The sequence below is a fragment of the Aquihabitans sp. McL0605 genome (genome assembly GCF_049993875.1).
Taxonomy (GTDB): domain Bacteria; phylum Actinomycetota; class Acidimicrobiia; order Acidimicrobiales; family Iamiaceae; genus Aquihabitans.
This window is the reverse complement of record NZ_CP188252.1, coordinates 3,275,496-3,295,392: the sequence shown is the minus strand read 5'-3', so window position 1 is coordinate 3,295,392 and position 19,897 is coordinate 3,275,496. Positions and strand designations below refer to the sequence as shown.

Here is a 19,897-nt window from a genome sequence, read left to right as displayed (position 1 = left end):
ATCCCGATGAGCGACGACACGGCGGCCGCCCGGCCGCTCACCCTCGCCGACCTGCGCGGCTGCTTCGAGGGCACGGTGCCGGCGGTGCTGTGCACGTCGTCCGCCGAGGGCATCCCGAACGTCACCTTCCTCTCGAAGGTCCGCCAGGCCGGCCCCGGCCGGATCGTGGTGTCGAACCAGTTCTTCTCCAAGACCGCCCGCAACATCGTCGAGCACCCCCAGGCCAGCCTGCTGCTCGTCGACGCCGAGACCCACGACGAGTACCGCCTCGCCATCACCTACGAGCGCACCGAGCGCCGGGGCCCGCTGTTCGACCAGCTGCGCGACGAGGTCGAGGCCATCGCCGCGCTGACGGGGATGCAGGACGTCTTCCACCTCCAGGCCGCCGACGTCTACCGCGTCGACCACCTCGAGATCGTCAACCGCCGGAGCCCGACGCCCCCCGCCACCGCCCCTGCCCGACCCGACGCCGCCCAGGGCCTGGGCGAGCTGTGCGCCCGCCTGAGCCGGTGCGCCGACCTCGACTCGCTCGTGCGGGTGGCGATCGACGGCCTCGCCGACCTGCTCGGCCACCAGCACGGCATGCTCCTGCTGGCCGACGAGGACGGCAAGCACCTGTTCACCATCGCCAGCCGCGGCTACGACACCGAGGGCATCGGGGCCGAGGTGCCCATCGGCGAGGGGATCGTCGGGATGGCCGCGGCCCAGTGCGCGCCGCTGCGCGTCGGCAACCTCCGCCAGATGACCAAGTACTCGCAGACGGTCCGGCGCTCCTTCGAGGAGTCCGGCACCATCGGGCCGGGGCGGGAGGTGCCCATGTCGGGCCTGGAGCTCGCCGACAGCCGCATGGCGGTGCCGGCCATGGCGCTCGGCCAGCTCGTCGGGGTGGTGATGGTCGAGAGCGACCGCTCCGGCGCGTTCTCCGACGCCGACGAGGCGACGCTGCAGGTGGTCGCCTCCCTGCTCGGCAGCGCGGTGGAGACCGTCCGGGCCGAGGAGCGAGCGGTCGAGGCCCGGGCCACCGGACCGGCCGTCCGGCCCGCGGCACCCGAGACGGCCACCGTCACCCACGTCCGCTTCTTCCCGGTCGACGGCAGCACCTTCCTCGACGGCGACTACCTCATCAAGGGCGTGGCGGGCCGGATCCTGTGGTCGCTGCTGCGCCAGCACACCGATGAGGGCCGCGTCGACTTCACCAACCGCGAGGTCCGCCTCGACCCCTCGCTCGACCTGCCCGACTTCCGCGACAACTTCGAGAGCCGGCTCATCCTGCTCAAGCGCCGCCTCGACGAGCGCGACGCACCGGTGCGGATCCAGAAGACCGGCCGCGGCCGCTTCCGCCTCGACGCCACCACCGCCCTCCGCCTGGAAACGATGGGCGCCCCCGACTGAGCGCGGCGTGGCAGGATGCCGCCACCGCCGTCCGAAAGCAGGGTCCCGTGCCGTTCCCCCATGACGAGGTCGCCGCCGCGGCCGCCAGCTACCGCCTCCTGCGAGAGGCCATCGAGCGGGGTGAGCGGGTGTGGACCGACCTGGCCGACCTGTTCACCGAGGACGCCGTCTACATCGACCCGGCCTGGGGCCGCATCGAGGGCCGCGACGAGATCCGCACGTTCATGGCGGAGTCGATGACGGGGCTCGAGGACTGGACCTTCCCCGTGGAGTTCATCGCCATCGAGGGCGACGACGTGGTGGTGAAGTGGACCCAGGAGCTGCCCGGCACCAAGGCCGACGGCAGCCGCTGGACCCAGTCGGGCTACTCCACGCTCGTCTACGCCGGCGACGGCCGGTTCTCGTACGAGGAGGACCTGCTCAACATGGTCCAGGTGATCGACGACATCGTCGCCAGCGGCTGGGCCCCCGGCCCCGGCTTCACCGCCCCGCCGGCCCAGCCGAACCGCGACGTGTCCCGCCCCACCTGACCAGCCGCGGCCCTCAGGATTTACCGCCGCCTTACCGAGGTCGCCCCGTCTCCTGACCAGCGGGTCCATAGGTTCCCTCCAGGGTCGAGCTCGGGATGGCTGGCGTGGTCGAACAGTCGCTGCAGGAACGGACGACGGCGGGGGCCCGGCCGCGGCCCACCGACGGTGCCGCCACCGGCGGCGACGAGGGGCGACGAGCGGTCTGGCGCGCCGTCGGGATCACCGGCGGCCTCATGGCGGCGTTCGTGCTCATCGGGTTCGAGGCACCGTCGGTGCGCCGCGGCGTCGGCCGGCCGGCCCTCGCCCGCCCACCCCTCTACGGCGACTACGTCCCCCATGTCGGCACCCACCTGGTGGTCCCGCTGGCGGCAGCCGTCGTCCTCATCACCGCGGCCGCGCTCTGGCCGCGGCTCTCGGATCGGGCGGTGCCGCCGGTCGCCTACCTGGCGCTCGTGACGGTGTCGTGGGCCGTGGCCCAGACGACCGGTCAGCAGGCGCGGCTGTTCGCCGGGTACCACCGACCGGCGGAGGCCGCCGAGGCCCGCCTCGTCGGACAGATCGGGCTGCGCCGCTACGTGGCGGGCTACGGCGAGCGCACCCTGCCGCAGGTGCTCAGCAACCACCCGCCAGGGCGGGTCCTGGTGCGGGCCGGGCTCCAGCACCTCTTCGGCAGCGGCGTGGTGGGCCCGTCGATCGTCCTGTGCCTTGTGGCCGGGCTGGTCGTGTTCCCCACCTGGGGTCTCGCCCGGGAGCTCGCCGGGACCGCGGTCGCCCGCCCGGCCGTGCTGCTGCTCGCCGCGTCACCGGCGGTGCTCCTGTACTCGTGGGCGTCGTGGGAGGCCATCGAGGCACCGATCCTGTTGACCGCCGCGTTCCTGCTGGCTCGGGGCCTCGCCCGCGACGAGCTCCGGACGGGGTGGGCGCTGGCCGGCGGGATGGTGCTCGGCCTGTCCACGTTCTGGACCTACAGCGGCGCGTTCCTCGGCCTCGCCGTCGTGCTGCTCGTGCTGGTGCCCAGCCGGGGCCGGGCCTGGCGCCGGCTCCTCGCGCCCGCCGCCGGGGTCGCCATCGGGATCGGCCTGCTCTGGGCGCTGCTCGGAGACAACGTGGTCCACACCTACCTCGCCACCCGGGCTGCGCCCGAGGAGCGCATCCAGTACCGCATCGCCCACCACGACATGCGCAACGGGGCGTACTGGCTGGTCGGGGGGCCGGTGGCCTGGTTGATCGGGGCCGGTGCGCCGGTGGTGGCGCTGACGGTGCTGGCGCTGCGCCGGATCCCCTGGACCCGCGCCCTGCTCGCCGTGCTGGGGCCCCTCGTGCTGTACGCCTCGCTCCCCGCCACCGTGACGTCGTTGATCCCCGGTGAGCTCGAGCGGACCTGGCTCTGGGTGTACCCGCTCGCCGCCGTGACCGCCGCGGCCGCCCTCGCCCCGATCGTGGACCGCGACCGGCAGGGCGACGGGCCGTGGCGGCGGCTCGTGCCCGGGCTCGTCGGCATCGGCGTGGCGACCGCCATCGCCATCGAGGCGCTGTGGATGCTCCCGGCATGACATCGCCTGCTGCTCCCATCGGCGGCACCGCCGCGACCCTCGACGACCAGCGCGCCGGCCCCGCGCTGCTCGTGAAGGTCCCCGAGGTCCTCGTCTGGTTCTGGATCGTGAAGGTGGCGACGACGGCCCTGGGCGAGTCGGTCTCGGACTACCTGGTCAACCGGTACGACCCGGTGCTGGTCGTCGTCGTGGGCTTCGTGGCCTTCGCCGCCGCCCTCGCCTGGCAGTTCCGGGTGCCGCGCTACGTGGCGTGGGTGTACTGGTCGACGGCCCTCATGGTCAGCACCTTCGGCACCATGGCGGCCGACGTGGCCCACGTGGGCCTGGGCATCCCGTACGCGGTGTCCACCGCGCTGAGCTCCGCCGTCCTGGCGGCGACCTTCGTGGTGTGGTTCCGCACCGAGCAGACCCTGTCGATCCACAGCATCTCCACCACCCGCCGCGAGGCGTTCTACTGGGCGACGGCGCTGGTGACCTTCGCGCTGGGCACCGCGGTGGGCGACCTCACCGCGGTGACGCTGCACCTCGGCTACCTCTCGTCGGGGATCCTGTTCGGCATCGTGTTCGCCCTGGCCGGGATCGCCTGGCGGGTGGGGCTGAACCCGGTGGTGGCGTTCTGGTGGGCGTACATCGCCACCCGGCCGTTCGGCGCCTCGTTCGCCGACTGGTTCGCCAAGCCGACCGCCTCCGGTGGCCTCGGGTACGGCCAGGGCCCGGTCAGCCTCGTGCTGGCGGTCGTCATCGTGACGGGCGTGACCTACCTGGCCGTGAGCCGCATCGACGACCCGAACGGGTCTCAGAGGTCGTAGGCGGCGACGGCCTCATCGGGGCCGACCAGGCGCTCGCACGTGGGGCACCACGGGCGCAGCTCGATGCCTGTGCCGCAGACCGCGTGGAAGGGCTCGACCGGGGCGCCTTCGGCGGCCGCGCCCCACCCGGCCAGGGCCACCAGCGCCGTGGCCAGCTCGCGGCCCGAGGCGGTGAGGTCGTAGGTGAAGCGGACCGGGCGCTCCGAGTACGGCGTCGCCACGACCAGGCCCTCCACCTCGAGCCGGCGCAGGCGGTCGGTGAGGATGTTGGGCGCCGCGCCCACCCGGTCGGCGAGCTCGCCGAAGCGCAGCGGGCCGTCGGCGAGGGCGTCGACCACCAGGAGCACCCATCGGTCGCCGATGCGGTCGAGCGCCGCCCGCAGGGGCGAGCCGGCGACGGGCTTGGGACGGCGGGGCACGGATCCCAGTCTGCCCGTCGCAACCGGCGCACCCGGCCCTAGAGTCACTTGCAAGTCACAAGTAACCCTCTGGAGCGCCTCATGAGCACCATCCCCAACCCCCTCGCCGACCTCTCGGCCGCCGCCCGCACCGCGGCGGCCACCTCGGCCCCGTCCACCGTCGCCATCGGCCGCCAGGGCCGCGGCACCGGCGTGGTCGTCGGTCCCGACCGCGTCCTCACCAACGCCCACAACCTCCGCGACCGCACCACCCAGGTCACCTTCGCCGACGGCCGCGCCGTGCAGGGCCGGGTCGTGGGCGCCGACCCCGACCACGACCTGGTGGTGCTGGACGTCGAGACCGCCGACGCCCCTCCCCTGACCTGGTCCGACCACGAGCTCGAGGTGGGCGACACGGTCTTCGCCGCCGCCCGCGGCACGCGCGGCCACCGGGTCACGTTCGGCATGGTGTCCGCCGCCGACCGCGCCTTCCGCGGCCCGCGCGGCCGGCGGGTCAAGGGCGCCGTCGAGCACACCGCACCCCTCGCGCGGGGCTCGTCGGGCGGTCCCCTGCTCGACGCCGAGGGCCGCCTGGCCGGCATCAACACGCACCGGCTCGGCGAGGGGTTCTACCTGGCCCAGCCCGCCGACGCCGACCTGCGCGAGCGCGTCGGCCTGCTCGCCGCCGGCACCCACATCGGCGGCCGCCGCCTGGGCGTCGCCATCGTGGGCGCCGACGAGACGGCCCGCCTGCGCCGCCGAGTCGGGCTCCCGGAGCAGGCCGGCCTGCTGATCCAGGGCGTCGTGGCCGGCTCCCCCGCGGCCGACGCCGGCCTCGGCGAAGGCGACCTCGTCACCGCGATCGACGGCACCGCGGTGCGCGACGTCGACGACGTCTGGGATGCGCTCGACGCGGGCGGCGACACCGTGGCGGTCGAGGTGGTCCGCGGCTCCGAGACCCGCACGGTGTCCGTCACGTTCACCGCCGCCACGGAGGAGGACGAGGCTTGACCGGCACCGGCGCGCGCATGATCTAGGCACGCCGAGCCGAGGGACGAGATGAGCACCACCGACGACCAGACGGACGCCAACGCGGCCCTCACCCCCCAGCACATCGAGGAGCTGGCGTCGTTCGGCGAGGTGCGGGAGTTCGCAGCAGGCGATCTCCTCTACCGGGCGGGCGACCTCGAGTACGACTTCATCGTGGTGCTCGAGGGCACGGTCACCATCGAGCGCCCCGACACCGAGGGCGGCCACTCGGTCGCCACGTTCTCGGCCGGGGCCTTCCTCGGGGAGCTGAGCCTGATCACCGGCCAGCGGCCGTACCTGACCGCCCGCGCCATCGAGTCGGGACGGGCGCTCGCCATCGGCCCCGCCGCGTTCCGGACGGTGCTCAGCTCCAAGCCCGACATCGCCGACATCGTGTTCCCGGCCCTGGTGGCACGCCGGGAGATCCTGCGCACCGGCGACGGCTCGCTGGCGGTGCGGATCATCGGCTCGCGGTTCTCCCCCGAGGCGCTGGCCCTGCGGGCCTTCGCCACCCGCCTGCACCTCGTCCACGCGTGGATCGACCTCGAGGACGCCGACGACCCCGACGAGCTGCTCGCCGGCCTCGGCCTGCAGCCCGGCGACACCCCGGCGGTCATCACGCCCACGCGGGTCCTGCGCCGCACCACCCCCGGAGAGCTCGCCGACCACCTCGGCCTGACCTACCACCCGGTGCCCGGGTTCGTGTTCGACCTGGTGGTCGTGGGCACCGGCCCCGCCGGGCTCGCCGCCGCGGTGTACGGCGCATCCGAGGGGCTGCGGACCGTGTCGATCGACGCCGTGGCCACCGGCGGGCAGGCGGGAGCCAGCTCGCGGATCGAGAACTACCTCGGCTTCCCCAACGGCATCTCCGGCGAAGAGCTGGCCACGCGAGCGGCGATGCAGGCGCAGCGGCTCGGGGCCACCCTCAACGCCCCGTGCGTGGCCGCGGGCCTGCGCACGGAGGGCGGCTACCACGTCATCAGCCTGGCCGACGGGAGCGAGATGCCGGCCCGGGCGGTCATCATCGCGTCGGGGGCGCGCTACCGGCGGCTCGCCGTCGACGACCTCGCCCGGTTCGAGGGCGCCGGCGTCTACTACGCCGCCACCGACGTCGAGGCCCAGGTGTGCCGCGGCAGCGGGGTCGTGGTGGTCGGCGGCGGCAACTCCGCCGGGCAGGCGGCCATCTACCTGGCCCAGAACGCGTGCGACGTCACCATCGTGATCCGCCGGTCCGACCTGGCCGCCACCATGTCCCGGTACCTGATCGAGCGGATCGAGGCCGACCCGCGCATCACCGTCCTGGGCGAGACCGAGGTCGGCGCGCTCGATGGCGACGGCCACCTCGGCCAGGTCTCGATCTGCCACCGGCCCACCGGCGCCACCACGGCCATGGCGTGCGCCGGCCTGTTCTGCTTCATCGGCGCCGAGCCCGCCACCGGCTGGCTCGACGGAGCCGTCGCCCTCGACGAGGACGGCTTCATCCTCACCGACCGCGACCTGCCCGCCGCGGGCGACGCCGGCGCGCCCATCCCGCTCGCCTACGAGACGTCGGTGCCCGGCGTGTTCGCCGTCGGCGACGTCCGCCACGGCTCGCTCAAGCGGGTGGCCGCCGCGGTCGGCGAGGGCTCCAGCGCGGTCCGCTCCGTCCACACCCGCCTCGCCGCGAGCACCTGACGGGCCCGTTCAGGGTGCCGGCGGCCGCACCGGATCGCCGGTGATGCGGGCCACGGCCAGCGGCGCGCCCACGGCCTCGGCGGCCGCTTCGGCCTGGGCGAACCACTCGGCCGCCGCGGCCTGCTCGCCGGCCAGGGCGTCGAGCCGGCCGAGCTGGTGGGCGACGGGCCCCCAGTACGCGCCGCCGCCGCCGTAGCAGTTGAGGAGCGCGTGGTACGGCGCCGCCGGGAGGAGCTGCTCGCGGAGGGGCGCGACGGCATCGGCGTCGCCCAGCTGCACGGCGGCGTCGGCCAGCACCACCAGCGTGAGGAGCCGGTTGGTGTCGTGGGGCACCTGCCGGAACGCCGTGGCACGGAAGTGCTCGTAGCTGCGCTCGGCCGCCACGGCATCGCCGGCCTCCACGGCGCAGAGGGCGTGGACCGCCCGGTAGCAGGGGATGTGCGGCGACTCGTCGGCCGCCGCCTCCAGCAGCTCCAGCACCTCGCCCGAGCGGCCCTGGTAGAGGCGCACGTTGACCAGGTTCACGCCCAGGCACGCCTGGGCGCCGCCCTCGGCCCCCTGCAGGGCGACCGCCTCGAACGCCCGGGCCTCGGCGCCGTCGAGGTCACCGTCGACGAGGGCGCCGAGGCCCTGCCACGCGGCCGCCGCCCACGTCCAGTACGGGTGCTGCGAGCGGTCGGCGAGCGCCACCGCCTCGGCGAGCGAACGGCGCGACGCGTCGCGCTCGCCCGCCAGCAGCAGGTCCTCGTGGCGGTAGACCAGGGCGGCGAGGGTGGCGTCGACGCTGCGACCCGAGGGCGCGATGGCCAGCACCTGGTCGAGGTCGGAGATGCGCCCGCGGACCTGCTCGGGCTCGAACCGCGACAGCCGCGAGATCAGCAGGGCGCGGGCGGTCAGGCGGGTGTCGGGCGGATCGAGCCGTCGGGCCCGGGCCACGGCTCGGCGGGCCAGCACGTCGCGCTCCTCGCGCGGCGAGGTGAGCGACACGGCCAGCAGGAGCTCGCCCTCGATGCGGCAGGCCAGCGCCTCGCGCCGCACCCGCTCCGAGCGGACGTCGGGCCCGGCCGGGGCCGCGGCCAGCGGCGAGCGGACCTCCAGGTCCTCCAGGCCGTCGAGCGACTCCCGCAGCAGCGCCGCCTGCTCCAGGTCCGAGAGGCGCTGGGTCACGCCGCGCCCGGCCCGGCCGACCAGCACCACCACGGCCTCCGCCAGCTCGAGCGGCAGCCGGTGCGAACGGGCGATGGCGAGGACCTCGTCGAGCAGCTCCTCCGCCTCGTCGCGGCGGCGCTGGAGGTGCAGCGCCTCGGCCAGCCCGGTCAGCGCACCGGCGCGGATCGCGGGCTCGTCCGGCGCGGCGCGCCCGGCATCGCGGAACAGCTGCTCGGCCGCGGACCAGGCACCGGTGTCGAGCGCCTCGCGGCCGGCGAGCACGAGCATGCGCCCGGCCTCGGTGGCATGGGCGTGACCGGCCCGGTCCAGGTGGTGGGCGATGGCCGCCGTCCGGCCCGGTGCGGGCGGCGACGCGGCCAGCGCCTCGGCCACCGCGGCGTGCAGCCGCGCCCGGCGCGTGGGGCTGATCCGCTCGTACACCGCATCGCGGGTGATCAGGTGCGGGAAGGCGAACACGTCGACCCGATCGGTCTCCACCAAGAAGCCGTCGTCGACCAGCAGCTCGAACTGGTCGAGCGCCTCGTCGACGGTGATGCGGGCGCACGCCGCGACCGTGGCCACGTTGCCCTCCTCCCCCATCACCGCGGCGAGGTCGAGCCGGGAGCGCAGCGGCTTGGTGAGCGCATCGGCGCGGTGCCCGATCCAGTCGCGCACCCCGTCGGGCACCTGGCTCGGGTCGATGGCGCGGCCGCTCCGCCACGGCGCGATCGCGATCTCCGACACGAAGAACGGGTGGCCGCCCGTGCGCCGGTGGAGCTCCGCGGCCTGGGTCGCCTCCTCGAACAGCGGGAGCAGGTCCTGCTCGTCCAGTCCCCGCAGGCTGACCTGCGACGCGGGCAGGGTGCGGTGGAGGCGGGCGAGCACGTCGTGGACCGAGGCCGGGAGGCCTCGACCGGTCGTGATGACGAGCAGCGGCCCGGCCAGCTCGAGCAGCGTCTCCTCGAGGGCCGCGGCCACGTCGTCGCTGGCCCACTGCAGGTCGTCGATCACCAGGACCGCCGGCGCCGAAGCCAGCGCCCGCATGCCGGCGGTGACGGCGCGACGGGCATCGGTGCGGGCCGTGGTGGCGTCGGTCGGCTCGGCGTCGCCCCCTGGCGTGCCGGTGGCGGGCGAGGCCTGCTCGATCTCGACCGCCGAGGCCAGCGGCTCGAACGCGAGGGACGTGCCCGGCAGGCACCGCGCCCAGCGGACCGTGGCGCCCTCGGCGGCGGCGAGGGCGCCCAGCTCGTCGGCCAGGCGGGTCTTGCCGATGCCGGAGCGCCCGAGGATCTCGACCAGCCGCGGGCGGCGCTCGTCGACGACGGCGCGCCAGGCGGCCACGAGCACGGCCAGCTCCTCCTGCCGTCCGAGGAAGATGGCCCCCGGATCATCGTCGCCCTCCCGGTCGTCGCGACGAGGGAGCGGCGCCGCGGCCATCGGCGCCACCGGGACCGGAGGGCGCTCGGGCGGCGGGTCGACCAGCGCGGTCGCCGCCGCGCTCGGGCCCACCCCGAGCTCCTCGGCGAGCACGGCGGCCAGGTGATCGTGGGCCTCGATCGCCTCGCGGCGACGGCCGTCGGCCACCAGCGCCCGGATCACCAGCTCGTGCATGTCCTCGTCGAGCGGGTGCCGACGCACCCAGGCCCGGGCCGCGTCGGCGGCAAGCCCGGCGCGGCCCGAACGGAGCAGCGCGGAGGCGTGCACGACGGCGGCCCGCCTCGACAGCTCGGCCAGCCGGTGCTGCTCCGCGCGCACCCAGTCCCCGTCGCCCGCCGGCAGGAAGGTCTGGTCCAACCGGTCCGTCCAGGGCCGGACCGCCGCCCCGGCCGCCTCGGGCTCGTCGTCGGCCAGGAGGTGCTCGGCGCGGTCCACCGCGGCGCGGGCCGCATCGGCATCGAGGACGAAGCCGTCGGGCACCACGAGGCGGACGGTCCCCTCGCGCCTCGAGGCCACCTCGCCGGCGATGCCGACCTCGGCCAGCAGGTCGCGGATCTTCGACAGGACGCCTCGTACCGCGCCCTGCCAGTGGGTCGCCAGCGGCCGGTCGCCCCACAGCAGGTCGGCCAGCTCGTCGCGCCCCACGGGCCGACGCTCGAGCAACAAGAAGGCGAGGGCCACCTGGACCTGCGGACGGGTCACGAGCACCGCCGAGCCGGTCGGACCGCGCAGGGTCACCGATCCGAGCAGGTCGGCTCCCCCGACGTCCGCGGCCGTCTGCATCACCTTCAGCCACCCTCCTGGCTCCGGCTACCGGTGGCGAGCCCGCGCTCGACCGCCACCCGCAACGGTACCGCAAGGGTCCGCGACCGGGTCGGGCGACCCGAGGCCGCAGCAGCCACGCCGGACGTGGTGAGGGGGCAGAAGACCACCACGTCCGGCGCGAGTGCGCCGCCTGCTGCCGCACCGGTGTACCGCGGCCGGCGCGAACGAAGCGCGAACACGCCCCGGCCCGGGCCCCGGTCCTTCTGCTGCGCCCGGCGACAGGCCATGGCGATGGGTATACGGTTCCGGACGACCAGGCGGGCGATGCGGGCCGGGAGTGGGTCGCCGGCGTGTGGCCAGGTGCGAACCGTGCGGGTCACTCCAGGGAGGGCGTCATGAAGCCGAAGCCGGATGAGCTGCTGCGCAACGTGCCCCTGTTCGCGGGGCTGTCGAGGAAGGAGCTCCGGGAGGTGTCGCGCCTGACGGCCCGGATGCAGCTGCCCGCGGGACGCACCCTGATCCGCCAGGGCGCCCAGGGCCACGAGTTCATCGTCGTGCTCGAGGGCAGCGTCGATGTGCTCATCGACGGCGAGGTCGTCGCCAGGCCGGCGGCCGGCGAGTGCTACGGCGAGGTGGCCCTGCTCGACCACGCCCCTCGGATGGCCACGGTCGTCGCCACCAGCGACGTCATCGTCGACATCATCAGCCAGCCCGACTTCGCCGACCTGCTCGAGCTCCACCCCCAGATCGAGGAGCGCGTCCGAGAGGCGCTGGCCTGGTACCACGAACACCCACGTCAGCACCCTCCTCGCTGATCCAGCCGCACCGGCGGCCCGTTCCAGGAGCTTCTGGTGACGAGTTGTGGCAAACTCGATGCCGCGACTTCGCGGCTGCTGCGACGGTTCCAGGCCGCGGAGACGTAGGGCGAACGTGCGAGCTGCTTCCGGGGAGGTTCCGTGGGGCGGACGGTCATGGCCACCTTCGTGTTCACCGACCTCGTCGATTCCACGGCGACGGCGCAGCGCGTCGGTCCCGAGGCCGCGGAGGAGCTGCGCTCGGGGCACTTCGAGCTCCTGCGCCGGGCGGTGCGGACCGCCGGCGGCGTCGAGGTCAAGGGCCTGGGCGACGGTCTGATGGTGATGTTCACGTCGCCGAGCCGGTCGCTCGCGTGCGCCACGGCGATGCAGCAGGCGGTCGAGCACAGCAACCGCCTGGCGGCGGAGCGGTTGAGCGTCCGCATCGGCATCGGCGCCGGCGAGGTCATCGAGGACGAGGGCGACTACTACGGCGATGCCGTGGTCGAGGCGGCCCGCCTGTGCGCCATCGCCGACGGGGGGCAGATCCTGGCGACCGACTCCGTGCGGGTGCTCGTCGGCCGCCACGCCGGCCAGGAGCTCCGGCCGATCGGCGACCTCGTGCTGAAGGGCATCACCGACCCGGTCCCCACGGTCGAGGTCCGGTGGGAGCCCGATGCAGCCGACGTCACCGGGGCCCCGCCGATGCCCGCGGCGCTGACACGGGTGGCCACCGACGCCCTGTTCGGGTTCTTCGGGCGCGACCAGGCCCTGACCGCGCTCGTCGACGCCCGCAAGCACGCGCTGGCCGAGCGCTGCGTGCAGATCGTGCTCGTGTCCGGCGAGGCCGGCATCGGGAAGTCGACCCTCGTGTCCCACGCGGCGCGGGTGGCCCACGGGGAGGGCGCCACGGTCCTCTACGGCCGCTGCGACGAGGACGTCGGCGCGCCCTACCAGCCGTGGATCGAGGGGCTCACCCCGCTGGTGGACGGGCCCGGGTGCCTCGCCGACCGACTGCCCGCGGCGCAGCGCGAGGCGCTGGGCCGGCTGACCTCCCGGGGCGGCCCCACCGCCGCCGGCACCACCGACCCCGACGCCGACCGCATCGTGCTGATGGAGGCGGTCATCGGGCTCCTGGCCCTGGCGGCCGAGGCCGCACCCCTCGTGCTGGTCCTCGACGACATCCACTGGGCCGACCGGTCCAGCCTCCAGCTGATCCGGCGCACCGCGGCGGCCTCCCTGACGGCACCGGTCCTCGTGCTCAGCACCTTCCGCGACACCGACCTGCGCGACGGCTGCAGCCTGAGCACGCTCCTGGCCGACCTCCGGCGCGAGCCGCGCGTGAGCCGGCTGGAGCTGCACGGGCTGGGCGACGACGACATCACCCAGCTCATCACCTCGGCTGCCGGCCACGAGCTCGACGCCGAGGGCATCGACCTGGCCCAGGCCGTGCGCCGGGAGACCGCGGGCAACCCCTTCTTCACCGCCGAGCTCCTGCGCCACCTCGGCGAGACCGGCGCGATCGTGCAGAACGAGGCCGGCCGCTGGATGCTCGACGGCGACCTCGCCGACCTGGGCCTGCCCAACAGCGTGCGCGACGTGGTCGGGCGCCGCGTCGAGCGCCTCGGCCCCGAGGCCGTGCGCACCCTGTCGCTGGCCGCGGTGATCGGCCGCGACGTCGACATCGACCTCCTCCAGACCGTCTCGGGCATCGACGGCGACGCCCTCCTCGACCTGGTCGACGCCGCCACCAGCGCCGCCCTCATCGCGCCGACCGATCAACCCGAGCGGTACCGCTTCGTCCACGCCCTGGTGCAGCACACCCTCTACTCCGGCCTCAGCCCGCTCCGGCGGCAGCGGGCCCACCGCCGCGTCGCCGAGGCGATCGAGGCCACCGCGAACGACGACCGGCACCTCGCCGCGCTCGCCCACCACTGGCTGAGCGGGGCCGGCCCCGCCGACGCGGCCAAGGCGATGGACTACGCCACCCGGGCGGGCGACGCCGCGCTCGCCGCGCTCGCGCCCGACGACGCCATCCGCTGGTACCGGAGGGCCCTCGACTTCAGCGCGGACCACGGCGACGAGGCCCGGCGCGGGTGGCTGCTGGTCGGGCTGGGCTCCGCCGAGCAGCAGGCGGGCCACCCCGAGCACCGCGACACCCTGGTCGAGGCAGGGCGCATCGCCGAGGCGCTCGGCGACGACGACCTGCTGGTGGCCGCGGTGCTCGGCGGGAACGTGCTCATCACCATGCGCGAGGAGGACCCGGAGCTGCTCGCCCTGTCCCGGTGGGCGCTCGAGATCGTCGGCCCCGATCCGACGGCCCGCCGGTCGCGCATCCTCGCCTCGATCGCCATGTCCACCGCGGCGACCGACTACGCCGAGCGGCAGCGGTACGCCCGCGAGGCCATCGACGTGGCCCGCGCCTCGGGCGACGACGAAGCCATCGCGCTCAGCTCGGACCTCCTCCAGATGGCACCGCTCGACCCGGTCGCGGGCGACGCGGTCAGCCGGGAGGGGGTGGCGGCGGCGGACCGGACCGGGCGCCTCGCCCTGCGGACCCTGGCGCGACGGCACCGGCAGAACTACGCGCTCATGCAGGGCGACCTCGCCGCGGCCCGGCAGCGCCTCGACGAGCTGGAGCTGCTCGCCGGGCAGACCGGCCTGCTCCGCGACCGGTTCATCGTCCAGCGCGACCGGGCGGTCCTCCTGCTCCTCGAGGGGGATCTGGTGGGCTGCGAGGCGATGATGGACGAGACCCTCGCGATCGGTACCGAGCTCGGCCTCCCGGAGGCGTTCGGCCAGTACGGCGGCCAGCTGTTCGAGCTCCGGCGCCACCAGGGCCGCATGGCCGAGGTGGCCGACTTCATCCTCGAGGACGCCGCCAACAACGCGAGCTTCCCGGTCTTCGGCTCGGCGGTGGCGCTGGTCCTGGTGGATGCGGGGCGCATGGCCGACGCCCGCGAGCAGCTCCGCTCGATGGTGGCGGACGGCCCGGCCTCGGGCCCGCAGGACCTGACCCGCCAGACCTGGATCATCAACTGCGCCGACGCCGCCGCGAGCACCGGCGACCCGGACCTCGCGGCGGCCTACCGGCCGTTGCTGGCGGTCTACGCGGATGAGGTGGTGGCCCCTGGGTCGGTCGTGCTCGGCGCGGCGAGCCGGCCGCTCGGCCGTCTCGCCCAGGTCCTGGGCGATCTCGACGCGGCGGACGCGCACCTCCAGGCGGCGCTCGACGTGCACCAGCGCCTGCAGGCGCCGTACTGGGTCGCGCTCACCCAGCTCGACCTGGCCGACCTGTGCGCCGAGCGCGCCGGCAAGGGCGATGCCGCCCGAGCCGCCGAGCTCACCGCGGTGGCGCGGGCGACCGCCCGCACCTACGGCTACGCCGGCCTGGAGCGGCGAGCCGCCCCCGCTGCTACTTGATCAGCGGGTCGCGCGGCAGGCCGAGGATGCGCTCGCCGATCTGGTTGCGCTTGATCTCGGACGTGCCGCCGGCGATCGACATGCCGCGGTGCATGAGCACCATGGAGTTGCCGATGAAGGCGTCGCCCTCCATGAACACGGAGTCGGGGCCGTTGAGCTCGGTGAGGATGGCGGCGGCCTCGTGGCCGACCTCCGACAGCACCAGCTTGGTCATGGCGCCTTCGGGGCCGGGCTCGGAGCCGGCGACGGCGCGGTTGGCGGCCCGCAGGTTGAGCAGGCCCATGGCCTGGTGGGCGGCGATGTAGCGGCCGATCCGCGGCGCGCCGCCGTCGAGGCGATCCGGGTGGGCGTCGAACGGCGCCACCATCGCCGAGCCGGGGTACGACATGCCGCCGCCCCCGCCGCCGATGCTCACGCTCTCGTTGCCGAGGGTGGCGCGGGCGACCGTCCACCCGCCGTCGACCGGGCCGACCACGTCGTCGTCGGGGACGAACACGTCGTCGAAGAACACCTCGTTGAACTCGGAGCCGCCGTTGGTCATCCGCAGCGGCCGGACCTCGACGCCGTCGGCGTGCATGTCGATGACCATGGTGGTGATGCCCTGGTGCTTGGGCACGTCGGGGTTGGTGCGCACGGTGGCGAAGCCCATGCCGGCCACGTGGGCGCCGGACGTCCACACCTTCTGGCCGTTGACCAGCCAGCCGCCGTCGACCCGGGTGGCCTTGGTCTTGACGCCCGCGGCGTCGGACCCGGCGTCGGGCTCGCTGAACAGCTGGCACCAGATCACGTCCTGGTCGAGCGCCGGGCGCACCCAGCGCGCCGCCTGGTCGGGCGTGGCGTACTGGATCAGGGTGAGGATGTTCCACGCCGTGATGCCGTAGGCGGGGCGCTTCACGCCGGCGCGCTCGAACTCCTGCTCGATCACCAGCTGCTCGACGGCACCGGCCTCGCGGCCGTACGGCTTGGGCCAGTGCGGCATCACGTAGCCGGTGTCGATCAGCTGCGTGCGCTGCTCGGCGGCCGGCAGGTCCTTGATCGACTCGGCGAAGGCCCGGACCTCGGCCCGGATGGGCTCGGCCTCGGGCGGGAGCTCGACCTGCTTGCCGCGGGTCACGCCCCGGCGGGTGAGATCGACCAGGTCGGCCGCGGCCTGGTCGGCGTGCAGGAAGGAGAGCAGGGTGGTGGCCCGGCGCATGTAGAGGTGGGCGTCGTGCTCCCAGGTGATGGCGATGCCGCCGTGGACCTGGGTGTTGAGGTTGGCGCACAGGTCGGCGGCTGGAGCGGCCAGCGTGGCGGCGACCGCGGCGGTGTAGGTGAGCTGGTCGCCTCCGGTGGCGGCGGCCTTGGCCGCGTCCCACACCGCGGAGGTGGCCAGCTCGGTGGCCACCACCATGTTGGCGCAGTGGTGCTTGACCGCCTGGTACATGGCGATCACCCGGCCGAACTGCACCCGCTCCTTGGCGTACGCGGCGGCCATCTCGGTGCACTCGCGCGCCAGGCCCACCGCCTCGGCCGAGAGGACCAGCCGGTTCAGGTCGACGAGCGCCTGAGCGGCGCCGGCGATCACCGTGGCGGGGGCGGCGTCGAGCGTGACGCGCGCCGAGCGCCGGGTGGGGTCGAGGTTGGCGGGCACCTCCACGGTGACCCCGTCGCCGACGCGGACCACCGCCACGTCGTCGCCCACGCGGACCAGCAGCAGCTGGGCCAGCCCGCCGCCGAGCACCACGCCGGCGGGGCCGGAGGCGAGGCCGGCGGTGACGGTGACGGCCCCGTCGAGCGCCACCGCGGCCGCGACCGATCCGTCGGCCAGGCCGGGCAGCAGCTCGGCCTGGAGGGCGTCGTCGGCCACGGCGGCGAGCACTGCGCTGGCGATCACCGTGGGGACGAACGGCCCGGGCGTGACGGCCCGGCCGAGCTCTTCGACCACCACGACCAGCTCCTCGAGCCCGTAGCCCGATCCGCCGTGCGCCTCGGGGAGGTGGAGGCCGAGCCAGCCCATCGAGACCAGCTCGCCCCACAGCTCGGGCAGCTCCTCGGCGGGCGCCTCCAGCAGGGCGCGGGCCGCCGCTCGGGCCTCGCGCTTGCGCAGGACCTCGGACGCGGTGGCCGCCAGGGCGCGGTGGTCATCGGTGATCGCGATCGACATGGGTTCCTCGGTGCTCGGGGTGGATTCCGGCCCTGGTCTACCCGAGCCGGGCGGTGCTCGCAGGCGCCGCCCGTGGAGCAGCAGGTGTCAGGCGCCCTCGGGGGCAGCCTGGGCGGGGACGGGCACCGGCTTCACCCAGCGGAGGAGCGAGTCCTCGAGGTCCCGGGTCCGCAGCGGCTTGGTGAGGTAGTCGTTCATGCCGGCGTTGATCGCGATGTCGCGGTCGCCGGCCATGGCGCGGGCGCTGAGCCCGATGATCGGCAGCGGCTCGCGCCCGAACTGGCGCTCGAACGACCGGATCATGGCCGTGGCCTGGTAGCCGTCGGCCCCGGGCATCATCACGTCCATCAGGACGGCGCCGTAGGTCCGCTCGGGGACAGCGGTGACGGCGGCGACGGCGGCGGCCCCGTCCTCGACGATGTCGACCTCGTACCCGATCTTCTTCAGGACGCCTGCGGCGACGACCTGGTTGATCTTGTTGTCCTCGGCAAGGAGTATGCGTTGCATCTGGGTGGCCCCTTCAGGGTTGGCTGGTTCGGGTCGACTCGAGAGCCGGCTGGGTGATCAGGGCGTCGACGATGCGACGCAGCAGGTAGGAGGTGCGGACGGGTCGGATGAGCACCGATTCGATGCCGGCGTCGTGCGCCTGCTGGCGGGAGAGGTCGATGGCGGAGCTGAGCAGCAGCACCACGGTCGACGAGGTGGGCTCCTGGTGGCGGAGGATGCGGGCCAGCTCGATGCCGTTCATGCCGTCGAGGCGGTGCTCGATGATGGCGACGGCGTACCGCTCCTCAGGCGAGCCGGTCCACGCGAACTCGTGGAGCGCCTCCTCGGCCGAGGTGGCCTGGTCCACGACGAAGCCCCAGCTGTGGAGGGTGTGGGCCAGCACGCTGCGGTTGACCGCGTTGCCGTCGACCACCAGGGCCCGGAGCCCGACCAGCGCGCTCAGGCCGCGCTCGGTGCTCTGGGTCCCCACGGGCATCGGCAGCGTGACCCGGAAGACGGTGCCGACGCCGACCTCGCTGGCCAGCTCCACGGTGCCGCCCTGCAGGTCGACGAGCCCCCGCACGATCCCGAGGCCGAGGCCGGTGCCGCCGTAGTTGCGGGTGGTCGTCTCGTCGAGCTGGGAGAAGGGCTCGAACAGGCGGGACTGCTCGGTCTCGGGGATGCCGATGCCGGTGTCGATGACGAGGAAGGCGACCTGCTCGGGCTGGCCCTCCACCGGCATGGCCCGGAGCGTGACCGACCCCTCGGCGGTGAACTTCACCGCGTTGTTGACCAGGTTGAGCAGGATCTGGCGGAGGCGGACCGGATCGCCCCGGCGGTCCGTGGTCATGCCCGGCTCGCAGTAGGCGAACAGCTCGATCCCCTTGCGACGGGCGCTGTCGCCCACGAGCATCGCCACCTCGTCGAGGAGGTCGGTGAGGTCGAGGTCGATCGACTCCAGCTCCATCCGCTCGGCCTCGATCTTCGAGAAGTCGAGCAGGCTGTCGATGAGGCCCAACAGGCCCTCGGCCGAGGTGGCCACGCCCACGGCCAGCTCCTGCTGGTCGTCGTCGAGCTCGGTGTCGAGGAGCAGGCCGGTGAGGCCGATGACGGCGTTCATCGGCGTGCGGATCTCGTGGGAGACGTTGGCGAGGAAGTGCGACTTCAGCACCGAGGCGTGGACGGCTTCGTCCCTCGCCAGGCTGAGCTCGCGGCTGAGGAGCTGGTTCTCCACGATCACCGTGACGTGGAGCAGCACGGCCAGGGTGAGCACGCCGATGGTGATCCACCCGAGCTCCACGGCCACGGGCTTGCCGGTGACCTGGCGCAGGGTGGTGCCGACCACGATGAGGATCGACAGCCCCGGTGCCGCCAGCAGGAGCAGCTGGGCGCGCTCCACGGCCGGGGGAGCACCGTCGTGGGCCTCGGCCCGCCAGGTGCGCACGGCCGCCACCGCGATCGCCGAGAAGGCCAGGGCGATGGCCAGGCCGACCACCCCGGACCCGACCGACGCAGCCGGGCCGAACTCGCTGGTGGCCGTGGACAAGATGGCGATGGCGCCGATCCCGGGCAGGAGCAGCACCGTGCCGCGCGCCAGCTGAGGCAGCTTGGTCACCGCGAACACCACGACGCCCATCAGGAGGACATCGCTGATCGGGTAGGCCATCAGCTCGGCCTGGTCCTCCAGCGACCGGCCGGCGCTGGCGTCGAACGCGGCCGGGAGCACGCTCACCCAGCTGGCGAACAGCACGCTGGCCGCGATCATCAGGCCCTCGGCCACGAACCTCAGCCGGGCCACCGGGCGCTGGGGCTTCTCGAGCAGCACGAGGAGGGCGAGCGCGAACGCCACCATGGCGCCGATGGCGGCCACGTCGCCGAACGTCATCGTCACCGTCGAGCGGCCGCTGCTCTCCCACAGCGGCCGGGCCTTGGAGCCCGCGCACCACAGGATGCTGGCGAGCGCCATGGCCGACCAGCCGAGGCGCAGCCGGCCCGTGGCCTGCCAGGCGACCCCGACGGCGATGCCGGCGGTCAGGGAGGCGAGCAGCACGCCCGACGAGCGCGACGACCAGCCCCCCAGCTCGAGCCCGAGCACCACCACGAGGACGACGGAGCCGAAGCCCACCCACGTCAGCCGGTCCCAGACCGAGTGGACCGACTCGCTCAGCCAGGCGATGAACAGGTCGAAGCGATCGGGCGCGTCGAAGTCCGAGATGACGTCGAGTCGGGAATCGGACGCAACCGCCGCAGTCCCTCTCGCATGCGTCGGGTTGGACCCTCCCACTCGGTTCTCATCGGCCACGCAGGGGCAC

General features: G+C 74.4%; 13 protein-coding genes. 8 read left to right on the top strand and 5 right to left on the bottom strand.

Annotated elements, in window-relative coordinates:
* Positions 1 to 6: 6 nt before the first annotated feature.
* The 4 genes from ACPPVX_RS15135 to ACPPVX_RS15120 all read left to right on the top strand — a co-directional run bounded on the left by ACPPVX_RS15135 (position 7) and on the right by ACPPVX_RS15120 (position 4,284).
* Entirely contained in the window at positions 7 to 1,392 is a 1,386-nt protein-coding gene (locus ACPPVX_RS15135; protein WP_426571398.1) for a GAF domain-containing protein, read from the top strand.
* A gap of 47 nt (positions 1,393 to 1,439) precedes the next feature.
* Complete coding sequence (locus tag ACPPVX_RS15130) at positions 1,440 to 1,922, top strand: nuclear transport factor 2 family protein (protein ID WP_426571397.1); 483 nt, start codon at positions 1,440 to 1,442, stop codon at positions 1,920 to 1,922.
* Positions 1,923 to 2,017: 95 nt separating this feature from the next.
* Entirely contained in the window at positions 2,018 to 3,475 is a 1,458-nt protein-coding gene (locus ACPPVX_RS15125; RefSeq protein WP_426571396.1) for a glycosyltransferase family 39 protein, read from the top strand.
* Positions 3,472 to 4,284: a hypothetical protein gene (locus tag ACPPVX_RS15120; protein WP_426571395.1), complete on the top strand. Its 813-nt coding sequence runs from the start codon at positions 3,472 to 3,474 to the stop codon at positions 4,282 to 4,284. The genes ACPPVX_RS15125 and ACPPVX_RS15120 overlap by 4 nt, the downstream gene beginning before the upstream one ends.
* On the opposite strand, the gene ACPPVX_RS15115 is transcribed toward ACPPVX_RS15120, so the two are convergent.
* Entirely contained in the window at positions 4,272 to 4,703 is a 432-nt protein-coding gene (locus tag ACPPVX_RS15115) for a winged helix-turn-helix transcriptional regulator (RefSeq protein ID WP_426571394.1), read from the bottom strand. The two genes, ACPPVX_RS15120 and ACPPVX_RS15115, sit on opposite strands and share 13 nt — an antisense overlap.
* Positions 4,704 to 4,784: 81 nt before the next feature.
* Here ACPPVX_RS15115 and ACPPVX_RS15110 point away from each other — a divergent pair, with 81 nt between their 5' ends.
* Complete coding sequence (locus tag ACPPVX_RS15110) at positions 4,785 to 5,693, top strand: S1C family serine protease (RefSeq protein WP_426571393.1); 909 nt, start codon at positions 4,785 to 4,787, stop codon at positions 5,691 to 5,693.
* A 48-nt stretch (positions 5,694 to 5,741) separates the two neighbouring features.
* A complete protein-coding gene (locus ACPPVX_RS15105) occupies positions 5,742 to 7,385 on the top strand; it encodes an FAD-dependent oxidoreductase (protein ID WP_426571392.1) in 1,644 nt (547 codons plus the stop codon).
* Positions 7,386 to 7,394: 9 nt separating this feature from the next.
* Here ACPPVX_RS15105 and ACPPVX_RS15100 read toward each other — a convergent pair whose 3' ends face one another.
* A complete protein-coding gene (locus ACPPVX_RS15100) occupies positions 7,395 to 10,754 on the bottom strand; it encodes an ATP-binding protein (RefSeq protein ID WP_426571391.1) in 3,360 nt (1,119 codons plus the stop codon).
* Positions 10,755 to 11,131: 377 nt separating this feature from the next.
* Between ACPPVX_RS15100 and ACPPVX_RS15095 the strand changes: the two genes are divergently transcribed.
* Positions 11,132 to 11,551 carry a cyclic nucleotide-binding domain-containing protein gene (locus ACPPVX_RS15095; RefSeq protein WP_426571390.1) on the top strand — a complete coding sequence of 140 codons (420 nt, stop codon included), beginning with the start codon at positions 11,132 to 11,134 and terminating at the stop codon, positions 11,549 to 11,551.
* A 156-nt stretch (positions 11,552 to 11,707) separates the two neighbouring features.
* Positions 11,708 to 14,953, top strand: coding sequence for an ATP-binding protein (locus ACPPVX_RS15090; RefSeq protein ID WP_426571389.1), 3,246 nt, complete (start codon positions 11,708 to 11,710; stop codon positions 14,951 to 14,953).
* Here ACPPVX_RS15090 and ACPPVX_RS15085 read toward each other — a convergent pair.
* From ACPPVX_RS15085 to ACPPVX_RS15075, 3 genes are all read right to left on the bottom strand, one after another.
* Complete coding sequence (locus ACPPVX_RS15085; RefSeq protein ID WP_426571388.1) at positions 14,946 to 17,099, bottom strand: acyl-CoA dehydrogenase family protein; 2,154 nt, start codon at positions 17,097 to 17,099, stop codon at positions 14,946 to 14,948. The genes ACPPVX_RS15090 and ACPPVX_RS15085 overlap by 8 nt on opposite strands.
* A gap of 87 nt (positions 17,100 to 17,186) precedes the next feature.
* On the bottom strand, positions 17,187 to 17,606 hold the full coding sequence (locus ACPPVX_RS15080; protein WP_426571387.1) for a response regulator: 420 nt from the start codon (positions 17,604 to 17,606) through the stop codon (positions 17,187 to 17,189).
* A 13-nt stretch (positions 17,607 to 17,619) separates the two neighbouring features.
* On the bottom strand, positions 17,620 to 19,887 hold the full coding sequence (locus ACPPVX_RS15075; RefSeq protein ID WP_426571386.1) for an ATP-binding response regulator: 2,268 nt from the start codon (positions 19,885 to 19,887) through the stop codon (positions 17,620 to 17,622).
* Positions 19,888 to 19,897 lie beyond the last annotated feature (10 nt).

What these genes read in the sequence shown, in the direction of transcription:
- ACPPVX_RS15135 (WP_426571398.1), top strand. Translation starts at nt 7, where the DNA reads ATGAGCGACGACACGGCGGCCGCCCGGCCGCTCACCCTCGCCGACCTG.
- ACPPVX_RS15125 (WP_426571396.1), top strand. Translation starts at nt 2,018, where the DNA reads ATGGCTGGCGTGGTCGAACAGTCGCTGCAGGAACGGACGACGGCGGGG.
- ACPPVX_RS15120 (WP_426571395.1), top strand. Translation starts at nt 3,472, where the DNA reads ATGACATCGCCTGCTGCTCCCATCGGCGGCACCGCCGCGACCCTCGAC.
- ACPPVX_RS15095 (WP_426571390.1), top strand. Translation starts at nt 11,132, where the DNA reads ATGAAGCCGAAGCCGGATGAGCTGCTGCGCAACGTGCCCCTGTTCGCG.
- ACPPVX_RS15090 (WP_426571389.1), top strand. Translation starts at nt 11,708, where the DNA reads ATGGCCACCTTCGTGTTCACCGACCTCGTCGATTCCACGGCGACGGCG.
- ACPPVX_RS15110 (WP_426571393.1), top strand. Translation starts at nt 4,785, where the DNA reads ATGAGCACCATCCCCAACCCCCTCGCCGACCTCTCGGCCGCCGCCCGC.
- ACPPVX_RS15100 (WP_426571391.1), bottom strand. Translation starts at nt 10,754, where the DNA reads ATGCAGACGGCCGCGGACGTCGGGGGAGCCGACCTGCTCGGATCGGTG.
- ACPPVX_RS15085 (WP_426571388.1), bottom strand. Translation starts at nt 17,099, where the DNA reads ATGTCGATCGCGATCACCGATGACCACCGCGCCCTGGCGGCCACCGCG.
- ACPPVX_RS15105 (WP_426571392.1), top strand. Translation starts at nt 5,742, where the DNA reads ATGAGCACCACCGACGACCAGACGGACGCCAACGCGGCCCTCACCCCC.
- ACPPVX_RS15080 (WP_426571387.1), bottom strand. Translation starts at nt 17,606, where the DNA reads ATGCAACGCATACTCCTTGCCGAGGACAACAAGATCAACCAGGTCGTC.